This window comes from Leucobacter sp. M11 (genome assembly GCF_035726885.1).
GTDB lineage: Bacteria > Actinomycetota > Actinomycetes > Actinomycetales > Microbacteriaceae > JAPFRB01.
Window position 1 is genome coordinate 11,537 of sequence record NZ_JAPFRB010000005.1, and the last position, 782, is coordinate 12,318.

Here is a 782-nt window from a genome sequence, read left to right on the forward strand (position 1 = left end):
AGCTCCCCGGTCAACTCCGCGACGATGCGCAGACCCGCGGCGCGGCCGGGGTCATCGGTCGCCCCAAACGTGAGTTCGCGCTGGTAGTGCCCCGTCAGCTCGGGAGCGGAGAGCCCCGCCCGCACCACGGGGGCGAGGAGCGCCCGGCACGCCGCCTCCGGCTCGGCGTGCCCCGCGGCCGCCGAGATGCCCTGCCGGACCGACGCATCAAAGCTGTCGTTCGTGACGAGGATGAGCAGCTCGGCCTTGCTCCGGGCGTAGCGGAACAGGGTGGCGATGGGGAGCCCGGCGCGGTCGGCGATCTGTTGCGTCGTCGTGGCGGCGTAGCCCTGCGCGGAAAAGAGGTCCCGAGCCGCCCCCTGGATGCGCGCGCTCCGCTCTTGCCGGTTGCGCTCGCGGGGGCCCGGCGAACCCTGCCCTGCTCCGGCCACGCGATCACCCCGTTTCTGAGCGGCTGAGGCGGGAGTACGGCTGACACACCCGCCCGCTCGGCGCAATATGGAGTCTACTCCGAATTCTTGAAAGGTGCACGCACCCGCTCCGCGCCGCCGAAAGAGCCACCCCGCCCCCGACTACACTCGGCAGAGGAATAGGGGGGAATCCGATGTCTCGACGCAGTCCCGCGCGCCGCACGCGCGCAACCCGCACGCGCGCAACCCGCACGCACGCAACCCGCACGCACGCAACCCGCACGCACGCAACCCGCACGCACGCAACCCGAACACTGCTCGGCGCCGCGCTCGGGGTCATCCTGATCTTCGGCGGGACCGGCGCGGCCATCG

At 72.4% G+C, this 782-nt stretch carries 1 protein-coding gene; it reads right to left on the bottom strand.

Annotated features, from left to right (window positions below):
- Window positions 1-431: TetR/AcrR family transcriptional regulator (locus OOT08_RS15290; RefSeq protein WP_325093706.1), on the bottom strand; the 431-nt coding region annotated here is incomplete at its 3' end.
- Between the last annotated feature and the right edge of the window lie 351 nt (window positions 432-782).